General features: G+C 54.0%; 13 protein-coding genes. All 13 read right to left on the bottom strand.

Going from position 1 to position 16,934, the window contains the following annotated elements:
• Positions 1–13 precede the first annotated feature (13 nt).
• Complete coding sequence (gene pnp, locus KB235_RS10620) at positions 14–2,230, bottom strand: polyribonucleotide nucleotidyltransferase (protein ID WP_211779624.1); 2,217 nt, start codon at positions 2,228–2,230, stop codon at positions 14–16.
• Between the two features lie 133 nt (positions 2,231–2,363).
• Positions 2,364–2,633, bottom strand: a complete 270-nt coding sequence (gene rpsO, locus KB235_RS10625; RefSeq protein ID WP_015881433.1) for a 30S ribosomal protein S15 — start codon at positions 2,631–2,633, stop codon at positions 2,364–2,366.
• Positions 2,634–2,757: 124 nt separating this feature from the next.
• Complete coding sequence (locus tag KB235_RS10630) at positions 2,758–3,684, bottom strand: bifunctional riboflavin kinase/FAD synthetase (RefSeq protein WP_211779625.1); 927 nt, start codon at positions 3,682–3,684, stop codon at positions 2,758–2,760.
• 15 nt (positions 3,685–3,699) lie between these two features.
• The gene (gene truB / locus KB235_RS10635; RefSeq protein ID WP_211779626.1) at positions 3,700–4,608 is read right to left on the bottom strand and encodes a tRNA pseudouridine(55) synthase TruB; all 909 of its coding nucleotides are present in this window, start codon (positions 4,606–4,608) and stop codon (positions 3,700–3,702) included.
• A gap of 46 nt (positions 4,609–4,654) precedes the next feature.
• On the bottom strand, positions 4,655–5,002 hold the full coding sequence (gene rbfA, locus KB235_RS10640; protein WP_034808825.1) for a 30S ribosome-binding factor RbfA: 348 nt from the start codon (positions 5,000–5,002) through the stop codon (positions 4,655–4,657).
• Positions 5,003–5,020: 18 nt separating this feature from the next.
• Positions 5,021–7,225: a translation initiation factor IF-2 gene (gene infB, locus KB235_RS10645; RefSeq protein ID WP_211779627.1), complete on the bottom strand. Its 2,205-nt coding sequence runs from the start codon at positions 7,223–7,225 to the stop codon at positions 5,021–5,023.
• A gap of 21 nt (positions 7,226–7,246) precedes the next feature.
• Entirely contained in the window at positions 7,247–7,543 is a 297-nt protein-coding gene (locus KB235_RS10650) for a YlxQ family RNA-binding protein (protein WP_034808829.1), read from the bottom strand.
• Positions 7,540–7,812 (bottom strand): RNase P modulator RnpM, encoded by a 273-nt coding sequence (gene rnpM / locus KB235_RS10655; RefSeq protein WP_034808831.1) that lies wholly within the window; start codon positions 7,810–7,812, stop codon positions 7,540–7,542. The genes KB235_RS10650 and rnpM overlap by 4 nt, the downstream gene beginning before the upstream one ends.
• A gap of 2 nt (positions 7,813–7,814) precedes the next feature.
• Complete coding sequence (nusA, locus tag KB235_RS10660; RefSeq protein ID WP_034808832.1) at positions 7,815–8,975, bottom strand: transcription termination factor NusA; 1,161 nt, start codon at positions 8,973–8,975, stop codon at positions 7,815–7,817.
• A 12-nt stretch (positions 8,976–8,987) separates the two neighbouring features.
• The gene (rimP, locus tag KB235_RS10665) at positions 8,988–9,458 is read right to left on the bottom strand and encodes a ribosome maturation factor RimP (protein WP_034808833.1); all 471 of its coding nucleotides are present in this window, start codon (positions 9,456–9,458) and stop codon (positions 8,988–8,990) included.
• A gap of 120 nt (positions 9,459–9,578) precedes the next feature.
• Positions 9,579–13,853 carry a PolC-type DNA polymerase III gene (locus tag KB235_RS10670; protein WP_338032661.1) on the bottom strand — a complete coding sequence of 1,425 codons (4,275 nt, stop codon included), beginning with the start codon at positions 13,851–13,853 and terminating at the stop codon, positions 9,579–9,581.
• 91 nt (positions 13,854–13,944) lie between these two features.
• Positions 13,945–15,645, bottom strand: coding sequence for a proline--tRNA ligase (locus KB235_RS10675; RefSeq protein WP_211779629.1), 1,701 nt, complete (start codon positions 15,643–15,645; stop codon positions 13,945–13,947).
• A gap of 31 nt (positions 15,646–15,676) precedes the next feature.
• A complete protein-coding gene (rseP, locus tag KB235_RS10680; RefSeq protein WP_211779630.1) occupies positions 15,677–16,927 on the bottom strand; it encodes an RIP metalloprotease RseP in 1,251 nt (416 codons plus the stop codon).
• Positions 16,928–16,934 lie beyond the last annotated feature (7 nt).

Here is a 16,934-nt window from a genome sequence, read left to right on the forward strand (position 1 = left end):
TGGCCAGCATGAATTAGTTTGTCGATCTTGGCGGGCGACGATCTCCGTCACGACGCGGCGGACGGCTATCACGTGGTGGGCGACTCTCACGTTGCGCTTTCCGTTTCGCTTCGTAAGCTTCGCGTTCCTCCGGTGACAATCCTTCAAGGATGAGCACTTTGTGTGAAGCGTTGACGCGGCCTTTGTCATCAATCTCTGTCACGCGGACTTTGATTGTATCGCCAAGTTTGACGACGTCTTCGACGTTCGCGACACGCTCTAAGCTGAACTCTGAGACGTGGACGAGTGCGTCCTTCCCTTTGAACAATTCGACGAACGCACCAAACTTCTCAATCCGGCGGACGGTCGCGTCGAACTCTTCGCCGACGACGACTTCACGGACGATGTCGCCGATGAGCGCCATCGCCATGTCGATGCCGTCTTGGTCGGTCGAGGCGATGAACACCGTTCCGTCCTGTTCGATATCGATTTTGACACCGGTTTGGTCGATGATGCTGTTGATCATCTTCCCACCTGGCCCGATGACGTCGCGAATCTTGTCCGGGTTGATCGTCATCGTGACAATCTTCGGTGCATACTTCGACAACTGCGGACGTGGCGCCTCGAGCGTCTCGAGCATGTGGCTCAAGATATGGAGACGGCCCACACGCGCTTGTTCGAGTGCCTCGACCAAGATGTCACGTGTGATTCCTGCAATCTTGATATCCATCTGAAGTGCCGTGATTCCGTCTTTCGTTCCCGCGACTTTAAAGTCCATGTCGCCGAGGTGGTCTTCGAGCCCTTGGATATCCGTGAGGACCGTGTAGTGTTCGCCTTCCATGATGAGACCCATCGCAATCCCGGCAACCGGGGCCTTGATTGGTACACCAGCGTCCATGAGGGCGAGCGTCGAGCCACAGATTGAAGCCTGTGAACTAGAACCGTTCGACTCAAGCACTTCCGACACGAGACGAATCGTGTACGGGAAATCCGCTTCCTTCGGGATGACCGGGAGCATCGCACGCTCACCGAGTGCCCCGTGACCGATTTCACGACGACCTGGTGCCCGGACCGGACGCGCTTCACCGACCGAGAACGGCGGGAAGTTGTAATGGTGCATGAAGCGTTTGTTCTCTTCGAGACCGATGCCGTCGATGATTTGCGCATCACCGATGACGCCGAGTGTCGCGACCGACATGACTTGCGTCTGACCGCGTGTGAACAAACCGACGCCGTGGGCGCGCGGCAACAAGCCGACTTCCGAAGCAAGCGGGCGAATCACGTCAGGACGGCGACCGTCAGGACGGACCTTCTCGACTGTAATCAAGCGGCGGACTTCATCTTTGACGAACTTGTTCAAGATGCCAGACACTTCTTTCAACTTGGCCGGCTCGTCCGCGAGACGCTCTTCGTAAATCGCGACGTACTTGGCGATGACTTCATTGATCGCCTCGTCACGGGCATGCTTCTCTTCGACTTGAACGGCCTCGACGATTTCAGAGCGGGCCGCTTCGAGCTCAGCTGACAACGTCTCGTCAAACTTCGACACGGTATATTCGAATTTCGGTTTCCCGACAGCTGCGACGATCTCGTTTTGGAACGCGACGAGCTTTTTAATCTCATCGTGACCGAACAAGATTGACTCGAGCATGATGTCTTCTGAGACTTCGTTCGCACCTGCTTCAACCATGTTGATGGCGTCAGCCGTACCAGCGACTTGAAGCTCGAGTTCTGTCTTTTCGAGTTGTTCCGTCGTCGGGTTGACGATGAACTCGCCATCGATGCGGCCGACCGTGGCACCGGCAATCGGTCCGTCAAACGGGACGTCCGAGATTGAAAGGGCGACCGACGTTCCGAGCATACCAGCCATCTCTGCCGAGCAGTCAGGGTCGTTTGACATGACGTAAATCATGACTTGGATATCGTGACGGAATCCATCCGGGAAGAGTGGGCGAATCGGACGGTCGATGAGACGTGACGTCAAAATCGCGTTCTCACCAGGACGACCTTCCCGACGAAGGAATCCTCCTGGAATTTTACCGACCGAATACAGTTTTTCTTCGTAGTTGACCGTAAGCGGGAAGAAATCTAAATCTTTTGGTGCTTTCGATGCGGTTACCGTGGCGAGCACGACCGTGTCACCGTAACGCACGAGCGCCGAACCGTTCGCTTGTTTCGCGAGTTGGCCGACTTCTACAGATAGCGGACGTCCGCCCCATTCTGTAGAAAATACTTGTTTCGTACCTAACATGAACATTCTCCTCTCAAACCTTATCTAGTTTATTATGTAACTCATTCCTACGAATGTCTAATGATTTTCCTTTTAAAAAAAGAAGAAACGGACTAGGAACAAATGTCCCAGCCCGTCACGTGGTCCGGTCGGATTAGCGACGAAGACCAAGGCGTTGAATCAATTCACGGTAACGTGTAACGTCCTTGTTACGAAGGTACGTAAGCAAGTTACGGCGACGTCCAACCATTTTCAAAAGACCGCGACGTGAGTGGTGGTCTTTCTTGTGTGTACGAAGATGATCGTTTAATGTGTTGATTTGTTCAGTCAATACTGCAACTTGAACTTCCGGTGAACCAGTGTCACCTTGTTTTGTCGCGTATTCCGCGATGATTTCATTCTTACGTTCTTTTGAGAGTGCCATTTGCCTCTCCACCTCCAATTAAATAAAATTGCCGCGTTGCCGAGCCGACGTTGGTGAATCGATCAGCCAAGCGAAACGGTGTACTTTGCGTACCAAAATAGAATACAGGAGTCCGTGTTTAAAGTCAAGATAGGATTGAGCGGGCCGTCGTCTCGTCTTGCTTCAACTGCGCGATGAGCGAATCGAGGCCGTCGAACGCCCGCTCGTTGCGAATGAATCGGACCCATTCGATCTCAATCAATTGTCCGTATAAGTCCTCAGAGAAATCAAACAAGTGACTCTCGATTGAGACGTCGCCCGTGTCATAAAACGTCGGGCGCCGCCCGACGTTCGTCATCGCATGAAACGTCCGACCGTCACGCAACCGGACCCGCGTCGCGTACACGCCGAGCCGTGGCATGACGTAAGAGGCGTCCATGACGACGTTCGCCGTCGGGTATCCAATCGTGCGTCCGCGGGCATCTCCGTGGATGACTTCCCCACAAATCACATAAGGGGAACCAAGCAGCGTTGCCGCCGCATCCACTTCCCCGGCACCGAGCAGTTTTCGAATCCGGGTCGACGAGACTTTCTCCCCACCCTCGGTCTGTTCATTGACGACCGACGTCGTGAAGCGACCGCGGGCATGGAACGGCATCGTCTCCATTGTCCCTTCCCCGAACTTGCCATACGAATAATCAAATCCGGCCGTCACGTGGACGGCACCGGCGCCAATCAAATAGTCGTCGACAAACTGTTGCGGCGATAGGCCCGCGAGTTCTTTCGTGAACGTCAAGACGAGGCAGCGTTCGACTCCGAGCGATTCGATGCGCTTCAACTTGCGCGAGAGCGGCGTGATGTAACGCACCGCGTTCGGTTTGTTGGACAGCACTTGCTTCGGATGTGGGTCGAACGTGACGACCGTGACCGGTACGTTCAGCCGCTCCGCTTGTTCCTGCGCATGGCGAATCACGGCTAGATGGCCCGTGTGGACACCATCGAAGAATCCGAGCACCATGACCGAAGGGACAACGTCCGGCGTCTCGGGATATGTGAGATGTATCGTTTCCATACTTTCGTTTCCCCCTTAGTCGATCGTCAACATGACCTCGACTGTTGCGTCTGTCGTTCCGTCAAGCCGTCGGTAGAGGGCGAGCGGAATTCCTTCTTCATTATAGACAGTAAACAGCTCGAATTCGAGCGAGACGTCGTTCAACTTGCCGCCGTTACGGATATACCGTTCCCGGTTCGCCGCAATCGTCATCGTCGGCCAGCGTTTGATGACTTCTTCGAGCGGGATGACATAGTGCATCCGTTCCTCGACCGTCTCAAGCGCCATGAGCGTCTCAAGGCTGACTGCGGCCGCTTCATCGAACGAACCCGACATGGTTCGGCGAAGGTCGCTCATGTGCGCCGGATACCCGAGCTGTTCGCCAATTTGAACGGCGAGTGTGCGGATGAACGTCCCTTTCCCGCAGTCGACTTCGATTCGGAAACGACAGACGTTGTCATTGAACGTAAGTTCGCTCGTCCTTACGAGTTGGTGAATCTCGACCATCCGGCGCGGCCGTTCGACCGTTTGCCCTTTCCGAGCATACTCATACAGCTTCTTACCGTTCACTTTGACGGCCGAGTAGTAAGGGGGGATCTGTTCAATCGTTCCGGTCAGCGTCTGTAGGACACGATCGACGTCTGCGGCCGTGAACGCCGTTGCCTCGACGTCACGCGCCTCGACGACTTCGCTATGGGCGTCCTCGGTCATCGTCGCCGTCCCAATCGTCACCTCGGCAACATATCGCTTCCCTTCGTCCGTCAAAAAGCGTGATAACTTCGTCGCCCGACCGAGACAAATCGGCAACACCCCGGTCACTTCTGGGTCGAGGGTGCCCGTATGGCCCACTTTTTTCGTTTGGAATAACTTGCGCAGTTTGAAGACACAGTCATGACTCGTCATGCCGGCATCTTTATCAAGGATGAGTACTCCTGTCGGTTCCATGTTTTTCCCTCCACATGAAAAAGGGAGACGTGAGTCCCCCTTTCCATTATTCGCCTTTGTTCAAGTCGCGAATCAACGAGTCGATATGGCTACCATATGCGACCGATGAATCGTACGCGAACGTCAATTCCGGTGTTTTCCGAAGACGGATGCGGCTGCCGATTTCACGGCGGATGAAACCGCTCGCCTTATCGAGTCCTGCTTGCGTCTCTGCCTTTACTTCAGCGTCGTCTCCGAGCACGGTATAATAGGCGGTCGCTTGTTGCAAGTCTCCCGTCACTTCGACGCTCGTGATCGTCGCGTTCTTCGTACGCGGATCGCTCACTTCACGAAGTAAAATGTCTGTGATTTCTTTACGCATCTGTTCAGCGACGCGTTGGGCACGAATGTTCATACGTGTTCCCTCCTCGCTTTATTTCCGTTCGACTTCTTTCATGACGAACGCTTCGATGACGTCTTCGACTTTGATGTCATCAAACTTCTCGACTTTAATTCCACACTCATAACCTGTCGCAACTTCTTTGACATCATCTTTGAAGCGGCGGAGCGTGTCGAGTTTGCCTTCGTAGACGACAATCCCGTTACGGATGACGCGGACACCGGCGTCACGTGAGATTTTACCTTCCGTGACGTAACATCCTGCGATCGTTCCGACTTTTGAGACTTTGAAGACGTCACGGACTTCAACTTGTCCTGTGATCTCTTCAACGAACTCTGGGTCGAGCATCCCTTTCATCGCGCTCTCGATCTCTTCGATGGCGTTATAGATGATGCGATGGAGACGCATTTCAACGTTCTCTTGTTCCGCCATAGAACGGGCATTCCCGTCAGGACGGACGTTGAAACCGATGATGATGGCGTTCGCAGCTGAGGCGAGGATGACGTCACCTTCTGTGATCGCACCGACACCTTGGTGGACGATGTTAACTTTGACGCCTTCGACGTCAATCTTACGGAGTGACCCAGCGAGTGCTTCCGCTGAACCTTGAACGTCCGCTTTGATGATGACGTTCAAGTCTTTCACTTCGCCTTCTTGAATCCGGCTGAACAAGTCGTCAAGGCTGACTTTCGCCGACTCACGACGCTGTGATTCGAGGTAACGTTGGTAACGTTTTTCCCCGATGGCCCGTGCCTTCTTCTCGTCTTCAAACACGATGAACTGGTCACCGGCTTGCGGAACGTCGTTCAATCCTGTGATTTCGATCGGTGTCGATGGACCGACTTCTTTCACACGACGACCGATATCGTTGACCATCGCCCGGACACGACCGAACGTGCTGCCGACGACGATCGAGTCTCCGATGCGAAGCGTTCCGTGTTGAACGAGAAGCGTCGCGACTGGACCACGGCCTTTGTCGAGCTTCGCTTCGATGACCGTACCTCGGGCTGGCATGTCAGGCGTCGATTTGTATTCTTCGACTTCTGAAACGAGAAGGATCATCTCGAGCAACTCGTCGATGCCTTCACCTTGAAGGGCTGAAATCGGAACGAAAATCGTTTCGCCGCCCCACTCTTCAGGAATCAATCCGAATTCAGTCAACTCTTGTTTGACGCGGTCGGGGTTCGCCCCTTCCTTGTCCATCTTGTTGACTGCGACGATGATTGGAACGTTCGCCGCTTTCGCGTGCGAAATCGCTTCTTCTGTCTGTGGCATGACACCATCATCCGCTGCGACGACGATGATCGCGATGTCCGTCACTTCGGCCCCACGAGCACGCATCGTCGTGAAGGCGGCGTGACCAGGTGTGTCGAGGAACGTGATCTTCTTGTCGTTGACTTGTACTTGATACGCACCGATATGCTGTGTGATGCCACCTGCTTCGCCGGCAACGACTTTCGTGTTCCGAATCGAGTCGAGAAGCGTCGTTTTACCATGGTCGACGTGACCCATGATCGTCACGACTGCCGGGCGTTCTTCAAGGTCATATTCTGAGAAGTCGACTTCGACCGTCTCAAAGTCGATTTCATCGACGACGACCTCTTTCTCGACTTCAAACCCGAACTCTGATGCGAGCAATTCAATCGTCTCGTCATCGAGCGTTTGGTTGATCGTCGCCATGACACCAAGACCCATCAACTTCATGATGATCTCGTTTGGCTTTTTATTCATTTTCGAGGCCAAGTCCGATACGCTCAAGACGTCCTCATACTTGATGACGTTGCCCCTTTCCGCCTCTTGTGCGAGACGCGCAGCTTTCCGTTGGCTCGTCTTCGAGTTTGGATCCGCTTCTTGCGGGATGGCTGCCTTCGCCGGCTTGCCTTTCCCTTTACCGCGTTTCTTGTTGCGGTTGTCGTTCCGGTTGTTCCCACCGAAACGGTTGCTTCCGCCGCGGTTTGATTGATTGCCTTGCGGAGCAGCTTGACGCGTTTTTGGCGCTTCTTTCTTCTCTTGCTTCGGTTGCTCTTTCGGCTGTTCAGTCGCCGCTTTCGGTGCCGCTTTCTGTTCAGCCGCACGATATTTCTCAGGGTTAAAAATTCGATCCAATTGTTTCACCGATTCCTCATCTAAAACAGCCATATGATTCTTCACCGGCTTGTTCAATTTTTCGAGCTGGGTAATAACTTGTTTACTTGTTACGTTCTGTTCTTTTGCAAATTCATAGACGCGTTTTCCCAAAGCATCCACCTCCGTTAATAGTTACGAGAGAAGTTGCTTAAGCTTGTTCGCAAATCCGGATTCGGTCACTGACACGACGACCCGCATATCTTTCCCCATGGCAGCGCCGATCGTATATCGGTCGCTCACTTCCACGTAAGGAACACCATACGATGTACATTTGTCGGTGACCCGTTTTCTCGTTGACGGTCCTGCGTCTCCGGCAAGGATGACGAGCTTGGCGCGGCCAGCCCGAATATCCTTTAATACAAACTCTTCTCCCATCGTTACTTTCCTCGCTCTTGCGGCAAGGCCTAACAATGATTCCCACTGGCTCATGAGACGTCTCCTTCAACTGCTTGTTTCAGCTGTTCATAAAGTGTCTCATCCGTCTTCACTTTCAAATGATGGTCGAGCGTCCGTTTTTTCTCTGCTAAACGGATGACGTCCATCTGTTTCGACAAGTATGCGCCTCGTCCGTTCATCTTCCCGGTCGGGTCGATGACGACGTCGCCTTCAGGCGTCCGGACGACACGAATCAAGTCTTTTTTCGGTAACATCTCTTGCGTGACCACACATTTGCGCAAAGGAAGTTTCTTTTGCTTCATGATCATTCCTCTTCTTTTACCGTCGTCGACTCAAGCACTGTCTCGTCAGCCTGTTCCATTTCATTGTGAACAATTTCTGGCTCCGATTCAACTTTTTCGGCGTACGTATCGAACAAGTCGAGCGCTTCCGCATCCGTTTCGCTCTTAATGTCGATCTTCCATCCTGTCAACTTGGCCGCAAGGCGCGCGTTTTGACCACGCTTCCCGATTGCGAGCGACAATTGATAGTCCGGGACGACGACCGTCGTCGACTTGGCCGGTTCATTTACATAAACCGCCACGACTTGGGCCGGGCTCAGTGCGTTTTTCACGAACTCTTTCGGGTCTTCCGACCAGCGAACGATATCGATTTTCTCACCGTTCAACTCATCGACAATCGTTTGGACACGCTGCCCTTTCGGACCGACACACGCGCCGACCGGATCGACGATGTCGGAATGGACCGCGATCTTCGAACGGTCCCCCGCCTCACGCGACACCGACATGACGTCGACCGTCCCGTTCGCGATTTCCGGCACTTCGAGTTCGAATAGACGACGGAGGAGGCCCGGGTGCGTCCGCGACACTTGAATCGCAGCGCCAGAACCTTTCGTCGTCGAGTCGACTTTCGTCACGTACACTTTGATTCGGTCATGAATCTGGTACGATTCGTTCGGCATCTGTTCGTTCGGTGTGAGCACCGCCTCGATGTTGTTCTCAAGGCCGATATACAAGTTGCGCGGATCGAAACGTTCGACGATTCCCGTCATGATCTCGTCTTCTTTGTCCGCGAAGTGGTTGTAAATCCGCTCACGCTCGGCTTCGCGCATCTTTTGCGTGACGACTTGTTTCGCCGTCATCGCCGCGACGCGACCGAAATCGCTCGGCGTCACTTCTTCCTTGTGGAAGTCACCGAGCTCGTAGTTCGGGTCGATTTCGTGCGCTTCTTCGAGCGAGAGCTGTTGCTCCGGCTGCGTGAGACGCTCGACGACTTCAAGCAAGGCGAAGACGCGAATATCGCCTGTCACTTGGTCGAACTCGACTTTGACGTGTTCGTTCGGGTTGGCGACATTTCGGCGATATGCCGAGATGAGCGCTTGCTCGAGCGCATCGATGATGATGTCTTTCTCGATCCCCTTTTCTTTTGCAATCTGTTCGATTGTTGTGAGTAATTGTGGCCCCATCTTTACCTCTCCTTAACTAAACGTGACCGCTAGGCGGGCTTGTGCAATTTTGTCTACTGGTAGCGAGATCGCTTTTTTACGTGTCTTGATTTTTGTCTCGACGACAGCCGTTTCACCGTCGTACGCCGTTAAAATACCTTCGAACTCTTTGGCACCCTCGATTGGGGCGAACGTCTTGATGTAGACGTTTTTTCCAATCGCCCGTTCAAAGTCGACCGGTTTCTTGAGCGGGCGCTCCGCACCGGGACTCGAGACGTCAAGATAATAGGCTTGTTCGATCGGGTCGGTTTCGTTTAGTTTCTCCGAGAGTTGTTCGTTGATATTGACGCAATCATCTAAATCGACGCCCCCCGGCTTGTCGATGTAGACGCGCAAGAACCAGTCTGGACCTTCTTTCACGAATTCAACGTCGACTAATTCCATGTTCGCTTGCTCGACGATCGGCAAAGCGATGGCTTCGACGACCTCTGTTATTTTGGACACTCTCATCCCTCCTTCTTGGCTTTTACATACAAGAAAGGAGTAGGGTTCCCTACTCCTTTCCGTCGTAGTATCCAACTTTGTTCGATACTAATATATCATATTTTCCCGATTCTCTGCAACTTACACCCCAAAATCAAAGAATGACAGCTGGTTCTCATCCGGCAGGCCTTCAAGACATTTCATCGTGTCGAGCGTCTCGATAATCGTTTTCGATAACTTGGCCCGTTTCCGGAGATCTTCTTTTGACAAGAACTGACCTTCGGCCCGTGCCTCGACGATGGCCTTGGCCGCATTCGTCCCTAAACCGTCGACTGCGTTGAACGGCGGGATGAGCGTGTTGCCTTCAATCAAGAATTCGGTCGCGCTCGAACGATATAAATCGATGTTTTGGAACTTCATGCCCCGCTCGAGCATCTCGAGTGCGAGTTCGAGCACGGTATGAAGCCCTTTGTCTTTCGCCGTCGCATCGAATCCTTTTTCGCGGATATCCGACATCGCTTTCCGGACGGCTTGCGACCCTTTGATCATCGCCGACAAATCGAAGTCGCCGGCCCGGACCGTGAAGTACGTCGCGTAATACAAAATCGGATGATGGACTTTGAAATACGCGATGCGGACGGCCATCAAGACGTACGCCGTCGCGTGCGCTTTCGGGAACATGTACTTAATTTTCTTACACGAGGCGATATACCATTCCGGTACCGCGTTCGCGCGCATCTCGGACTCCATCTCCTCGGTCAAGCCTTTCCCTTTTCGAACCGACTCCATGATTTTGAAGGCGAACGACGGTTCAAGTCCGGCGTAAATCAAATAGACCATGATGTCGTCTCGACACCCGATGACGTCTTTTAACTCACACGTACCGTTGTAAATCAATTCGTTCGCGTTCCCGATCCAAACGTCGGTCCCGTGAGACAATCCTGAGATTTGGACGAGCTCCGAGAACGTCGCCGGCTTCGTCTCTTCGAGCATCTGCCGAACGAACTTCGTCCCGAACTCAGGGATGCCGAGCGTCCCCGTCTTCGATTCGATTTGTTCCGGCGTGACGCCGAGCACTTCCGGTGATGAGAAAATCTTCATGACCGTCGGATCATCCGTCGGAATCGTCAGCGGGTCGATGCCCGACAAATCTTGGAGCATCCGAATCGCGGTCGGATCATCGTGCCCGAGAATGTCGAGCTTGAGCAAGTTGTCATGAATCGAGTGGAAGTCGAAATGGGTCGTCTTCCATTCAGACGTCTTGTCGTCAGCCGGATATTGAATCGGCGAGATTTCCGCGATGTCCATATAGTCCGGGACGACGATGATTCCGCCCGGGTGTTGCCCGGTCGTCCGTTTGACACCGGTCACACCGGACACGAGCCGATCGACTTCGGCGTTCCGATAAATCTTATCGTTCTCGGTCGCATACCCTTTCACGTAACCGTACGCCGTCTTGTCAGCAATCGTCCCGATTGTCCCGGCACGATAGACGTACTCTTCACCGAACAATACTTTCGTGTAGGCGTGGGCGTGCGGCTGATATTCCCCAGAGAAGTTCAAGTCGATATCCGGGACTTTATCCCCTTTGAAACCGAGGAACGTCTCGAACGGGATATCGTGGCCGTCTTTCTTATACCACGTGCCGCATTCCGGACACTCCTTGTCCGGCAAGTCATATCCTGAACCGACCGACCCATCATTGAAGAAGTAAGAATGCTTACACTTCGGACAGACGTAGTGCGGTGGGAGCGGATTGACCTCGGTAATCTCGGTCATCGTCGCGACGAGACTCGAACCGACCGACCCCCGTGACCCGACGAGGTAGCCATCGTCGAGCGACTTCTTCACGAGTTTATGCGAAATGAGATAGATGACGGCGAACCCGTGACCGATAATCGATTTCAGTTCTTTCTCGAGTCGGGCCTCGACGATTTCCGGAAGTTCCTCGCCATAAATCGAGCGAGCCATGTCATAGCTCATGTTACGGACTTCGTCGTCCGCCCCTTCAATCTTCGGGGTGAACAGCTCATCCGGGATGATTTGAATCGACTCGATTTGGTCGGCGATCGCGTTCGGGTTCGTGATGACGATTTCACGGGCCAGTTCGTCGCCGAGGAACTTGAACTCTTCCATCATTTCCTTCGTCGTCCGGAAATGCGCGTGTGGGAGTTCTTTACGCGCGTTAATGAAGTTCGCCCCACCTTGCGTCCGAATCAAGATTTCACGGTACGAGCGGTCCGTCCGGTCGAGATAATGGACGTTCCCCGTCGCACAGACAGGCAGATTTGCTTGCTTCGCGACACGAATGATCCGTTTGATGATGTCACGGAGCTCGAGTTCGTTCGCGACGATTTCTTTATCGATTAAATGTAAATAAAGCGCCGGCGGATGAATCTCGATAAAGTCGTAGAACGCCATCATCTTCTCGAGTTCTTCGTCCGACTTGTTCAGCGCCGCGTCAAAAATCTCACCGTTGTCGCAGGCCGATCCTATCAAAAGGCCCTCTCGACGTTTGATGAGTTCAGAACGTGGCATCCGGGCCATCCGGAACAAATAGTCGATATGTGAGAGCGAGATCAACTCATACAAGTGACGTAATCCAGGTTTCTTATTTTTCGCATAAATCGTCGCATGGAATGGCCGAATCTTCGAGACGTCACTCCCGACTTTCGCGTTGAGCGAGCGGTGCGTCTGCATCTCGAACATCTGCTTGGCGAGATCGAGCAGCTTCATCAATAGATAAGCCGTCGCCTCGGCATCGTATATCGCCCGGTGGTGCTGGGTCAATTCGATGTCGAATCGTTTGGCGAGCGTGTTCAGTCGATGGTTTTTGAGCGTCGGCAAAATCGTCCGCGCGAGCTCGAGCGTATCGATGACCGGATAGTCGTCCGGCTCATGGCCACCGCTCCGGAGCGTCGCCTCGAGGAAGCCCATATCGAACGCCGCGTTATGCGCGACGAGGATACTGTCGCCGCACCAGTCGACGAACTGTTTCGTGATCACTTCCGGGTCCGGCTGACCATGGACCATGTCGTCAGTGATGCCCGTCAACTCGATCGTCGTCGCCGAGAGCGGATGTTTCGGGTCCGCGAACGCCTCGAAGCGGTCGATGATTTCCCCGTCTTTAATCTTCACCCCGGCCAGTTCGATAATCTTGTTATAGACTGCCGAAAGACCGGTCGTCTCGACGTCGAAGACGACGTATGTCGCATCGTCGAGAGCGATATCGGTCGGATGGTAGGCGACCGGGACACCGTCATTGACGACGTTCGCCTCGACGCCGAACAGCACTTTAATATCGTTTTTCTTGCCCGCGTAATACGCCTCAGGAAACGATTGGACGCCGGCGTGGTCCGTGATCGCGATGGCGCGATGTCCCCATTTGGCGGCTCGGGCGACGAGCGCCGACACGTTCGTGACGGCATCCATCTGGCTCATCTGCGTATGGGCGTGCAGCTCGACACGTTTCTCACCGTCCCACTCGTCACGGACAGGCTCGACTTTCACTTCTTGGAGCTGCGAGGCCATCATGCATAGTTCGCGCATGAAGCTATCGTCTTCGACACGTCCCGCCGCTTGAATCCACATGCCTTTTTTGACGGCGCTGAGCATGCGGTCGTCATCATCGTCACGGGCGAACACTTTGACGATGAGCGAATCGGTATAGTCCGTCATCTTGAACGTGAACAGTTTCTTCCCGCTCTTCAATTCTTTTCGTTCGGCCGAGAAGACGAGTCCACGAATGGCGACGCGTCGTTCTTCTTCGATGATCGTCTTAATTTGGACGATTTCATCTTTAATCAGCGCACCCATGCGCACCTCGGTAACCGGCTCCTCGTTCGACTCGGTCGTCTTGGCGAACTGGGCGGCGAGCGCCATTTTCGCTTGTTCGATGTCTTCCTGAACGACTTGCTCGCGGAGGGCTTGGTTCGCTTCCACGTCTTCTGAGAACTGGGCTTGGCACGGCTTTTTCGTGAAGCCGTACGCACTGTACAGCGCCTGGACTTCTTGACATAACTCTTTATCGACATAACTCGCCTCAGGTGCGGAGCGCACGGGGATGAGCAGTTTATTTTGCATAAAACGCGGTTGGACGGAGGCGAAGTACGTACGCATCGCCCCGGACACTTGACTCAGTTCGCTGACGATACGCGGCCAGTAGTCGATATAATCGGCGTCTTTGCCGCCCTGTACCGTCGTGAAGCGCGCATACACCTCATCGGCGAACGTCGCATAACGATTTTCAAGTCGGCTCATGAACAGCTGGTGCACCTCATACGGCAACACACGTTGCAACCGAAAATGGAACGTCCACGTCCGCCGTTGTTTATTGACGACGAGCCGTGTCAACTCGGCACCGTCAAATTGATCGGTCTCGGTCGTGATGCCGAGGTCATTCAGTAGCAATAACATTTTTTGATTGGCTTCCACGGGTCAGTAATCCCCCCTTATCGTTCAACATCGACAAATGAAGGTGACGGCGTGAACCGTCACCTTCATGTCATCATTGGAGTGCGTCTAACTGTGCGGTCAAAACGGCTGCTAGGTCGTCGACAGTTGTCTCGATGACTTCACCTGTCGTACGAAGCTTCACTTCGACGACACCTTCACCGGCCTTTTTCCCGACGTTGATTCGAATCGGGAGGCCAATCAAGTCCGCATCGGCGAACTTGACGCCGGCCCGTTCTTTACGGTCGTCGTATAAGACGTCATATGACGCTGACAATTCCTTGTACAAGCGGTCGGCGAGCGCGAGTTGCGCCTTGTCTTTCGCGTTGATCGCAATCAAGTGCACATCGAACGGCGCGATGCTCTTCGGCCAGACGATGCCACGGTCGTCATGATGCTGTTCGACGACCGCCGAGAGCGTACGCGACACCCCGATACCGTAACAACCCATGATGAGTGGCTCGGCCCGTCCTTCTTCGTTCAAGAACGTCGCACCCATCGCTTCTGAGTAACGTGTACCGAGCTTGAACACTTGTCCGACCTCAATCCCGCGGGCGAAGCGGACCGGCCCTGACTCGTCAGGTGCCAAATCGCCCTCGACGACGAAACGGAGGTCGTGGAACGTCAAGTCAGCCAAGTCACGTTCCGCGTTGACGTGCAAGAAGTGTGTGTTCGCCTCGTTGGCGCCACATACCGCGTCGACCAAATACTTGACGGCGTAATCGGCGACGACTTTGACCGGCGAATCGATCGGCCCGAGCGTTCCTGGTTCACAACCGAACAAGTCGATGATTTTCGCTTCTTCTTCCATTTGAATATCGAGTCCACCGAGTGCGTTCTTCACTTTCACATCGTTCGCCTCGTGGTCGCCGCGGACGATCGCCATGACCGTCTCGCCATCGACGTTGAAAAGGACCGACTTGATCGTCGTCTTCACATCGACGTCAAGGAAACGTGCCACGTCTTCAATCGTCTTGTGCTCTTTCGTGTCGACTTTTTCAAGTTCTGCGACCGTTCCGGCTTGCATCTCATACCGGTCGAGCGTCTCGGCCATCTCGATGTTCGCTGCGTAGTTCGAGCTGTCCGTATAGACGATCGTGTCTTCCCCGATTGCGGCGAGCGCTTGGAACTCGTGCGTGTCTTTCCCGCCAATCGCACCTGAATCGGCAACGACTGGGCGGTACTCAAGCCCGACCCGGTCGAAGATGCGCGAATAGGCGTTATACATGTTGTCGTACTCTTCGTCTAAACCGGCTTGGTCGGCATGGAACGAGTACGCGTCTTTCATCAAGAACTCACGACCTCGGAGCAACCCGAAACGCGGTCGACGCTCGTCGCGATATTTCGCTTGAATCTGATACAAGTTGACCGGCAACTTTTTGTATGAGTTCAACTCGTCGCGAACGATTGACGTGATGAGTTCCTCGTGTGTCGCACCGAGGGCGAAACGACGGTCATGACGGTCCGTCAGACGCATGAGTTCAGGACCGTAAATGCCCCAGCGCCCCGTCTCTTCCCAAAGCTCGGCTGGCTGGATGGCCGGCATGAGCAACTCTTGTGCGCCCGCACGGTTCATCTCTTCACGAATGATGGTCTGGATATTTTGTAATACTTTGTGACCGAGCGGCAAATACGAATAAATGCCGGCTGCGTTTTGACGAATGAACCCGCCCCGGACGAGCAGTTGGTGGCTGACCGCCTCGGCGTCAGCTGGCACTTCCCGGAGGGTAGGCATAAGCAATCTCGATTGTTTCATAGGTATCAACGTTTCCCTTCTCTAACACGTTCTATTTGAAAAATGATTGAATATCGTTCCACGTGACGATGAGCATCAACAGCATCAACAGTGCGAAGCCGATGAAATGCACAAAGCCTTCTTTTTTCGGGTCGATCGGCCGACCGCGCACCGCCTCGAAGAAGAGGAAGATGAGTCGACCTCCGTCGAGTGCCGGGAGCGGCAACAAGTTGAAGATGGCCAAGTTGACGGAAAGTAGAGCCGTCCAGTTGAGGAGCATAATCAGCCCGCTCGCTGCGACTTCATCCGTCATCCGGACGATCCCGACCGGTCCGGCAAGTTGGTCGACACCGACTTGACCGGTCACGAGGTCTCCGACGGCAGAAAAGATGAGCGTCGACATCGTCCACGTCGTCTCAGCACCCGTCGTGAACGCTTTCGTCGGAGAGCGTTCGAGCGCGTTCGTCACCCCTAAAATTCCGACCGTCTCACCGTTTTGTTCGAGCGGTTGCGGTGTGAGCGTGACCGTCTGTTCGGTCCCGTCTCGGACGTACGTCACTTCAGTCGGGACATCAGCACGATCGGCGAGCGCTTCACGTAAGTCGGCCCAGTTATCGAGCTCGTTCCCTTCGATTGAGATGATTTCGTCTCCCGCCATGAGCCCGGCTTGTGCTGCGGCCGATTCTGGCTGTACGGTACCGATTTGGCCGTCATCCGTCGGCGTGCCTTGGACGAGGCCGACGATGACGAGCAGGATGAAGGCGAGGACGAAGTTCATCGCCGGACCAGCCGCGATGGCGAGCACGCGTTTCCACACGGACTGCGCCCCGAACGTCCGGTCGTACGGTGCAATTTGAATTTCCATCCCTTGGTCGACGAGAAGCGTCTCGCGCTCAAGTTCGTACACACGGACTTCCTCATCGACGAGCAATTGGACTTTCAATTCCCGAATCGAATCAAATTTATCGACCGTACCGACGACATGGACATCCGTCGCCTGGTCCGGCTGAAAGTAGACACGGTCGACCGTGCCGGCTGCTGTCAGACGCAGACCGACATGTTGCCCGGCTTTGACTTCGATCGGTTCAAAATCTTCCCCTGCCATCTTGACGTAGCCCCCAATCGGCAACAGCCGAATCGTGTAGAGCGTCTCGTTTTTTCTGAATGACAGAATTTTCGGCCCGAAGCCGATTGCAAATTCATGACAGAGAATTCCTGCCCGTTTCGCCATGACGAGGTGACCCCATTCATGCACTGAAATGAGAACACCAAACATCAAAACGATGGCGATAAAAGTCGTCATTGTTTAT

Origin of the sequence: Exiguobacterium alkaliphilum (assembly GCF_018138125.1) — a bacterium.
Classification (GTDB): Bacteria; Bacillota; Bacilli; order Exiguobacteriales; family Exiguobacteriaceae; genus Exiguobacterium; species Exiguobacterium alkaliphilum.

Excerpts from the sequence above, each read along its gene's own strand:
- pnp (WP_211779624.1), bottom strand. The coding sequence starts at position 2,230 with ATGTTAGGTACGAAACAAGTATTTTCTACAGAATGGGGCGGACGTCCG.
- rpsO (WP_015881433.1), bottom strand. The coding sequence starts at position 2,633 with ATGGCACTCTCAAAAGAACGTAAGAATGAAATCATCGCGGAATACGCG.
- KB235_RS10630 (WP_211779625.1), bottom strand. The coding sequence starts at position 3,684 with ATGGAAACGATACATCTCACATATCCCGAGACGCCGGACGTTGTCCCT.
- truB (WP_211779626.1), bottom strand. The coding sequence starts at position 4,608 with ATGGAACCGACAGGAGTACTCATCCTTGATAAAGATGCCGGCATGACG.
- rbfA (WP_034808825.1), bottom strand. The coding sequence starts at position 5,002 with ATGAACATTCGTGCCCAACGCGTCGCTGAACAGATGCGTAAAGAAATC.
- KB235_RS10650 (WP_034808829.1), bottom strand. The coding sequence starts at position 7,543 with ATGAGCCAGTGGGAATCATTGTTAGGCCTTGCCGCAAGAGCGAGGAAA.
- rnpM (WP_034808831.1), bottom strand. The coding sequence starts at position 7,812 with ATGAAGCAAAAGAAACTTCCTTTGCGCAAATGTGTGGTCACGCAAGAG.
- nusA (WP_034808832.1), bottom strand. The coding sequence starts at position 8,975 with ATGGGGCCACAATTACTCACAACAATCGAACAGATTGCAAAAGAAAAG.
- KB235_RS10670 (WP_338032661.1), bottom strand. The coding sequence starts at position 13,853 with ATGTTATTGCTACTGAATGACCTCGGCATCACGACCGAGACCGATCAA.
- KB235_RS10675 (WP_211779629.1), bottom strand. The coding sequence starts at position 15,645 with ATGAAACAATCGAGATTGCTTATGCCTACCCTCCGGGAAGTGCCAGCT.
- rseP (WP_211779630.1), bottom strand. The coding sequence starts at position 16,927 with ATGACGACTTTTATCGCCATCGTTTTGATGTTTGGTGTTCTCATTTCA.